This window comes from Pseudarthrobacter sp. 10T415, from assembly GCF_056394175.1.
This window is the reverse complement of the sequence record NZ_JBFTHJ010000068.1, coordinates 1-483: the sequence shown is the minus strand read 5'-3', so window position 1 is coordinate 483 and position 483 is coordinate 1. Positions and strand designations below refer to the sequence as shown.

Here is a 483-nt window from a genome sequence, read left to right as displayed (position 1 = left end):
GGCATGCGGTGCACCAGTTGCACGCCCAGTGCCTGTTCGAGTTCGATCACGCGCTTCGAGACGGCTGATTGCGTCGTAAACAGCTTGGCGGCCGCGACGGTGAATGACGCGCTCGTGACGCTGAAATAGAAGGCTTCAAGTTGCTTTAATGTCACATTCACGGTTTTTTCACCCATTGAATGACGGATTAGGCACCACTATGAAGCAATCCAGGAATTTAAAGAATAGCAAAGCAATCTTATTACTCGTTTGTGGCATGCGGAGAGGGCTCACATACTGGTGTCCATCGATCCACCAGTGAACCGCCCATGCTGAAGCTTGCCGACAGACTCAACCGCATCAAACCATCCCCCAGTTCCATGGCAGGGCAGCGCGTCCGCGAGTTGCGGGCCGCCGGCCGTGATGTCATCGGCCTGACGGCCGGAGAGCCGGACTTTGCCACGCCCGCGCACATCTGCGAGGCCGCCCGGGTGACGATGCAGT

At 57.3% G+C, this 483-nt stretch carries 1 protein-coding gene; it reads right to left on the bottom strand.

Annotated features, from left to right (window positions below; genetic code table 11):
* Window positions 1-176: helix-turn-helix domain-containing protein (locus AC1DBN_RS21475; protein ID WP_477724198.1), on the bottom strand; the 176-nt coding region annotated here is incomplete at its 3' end.
* Between the last annotated feature and the right edge of the window lie 307 nt (window positions 177-483).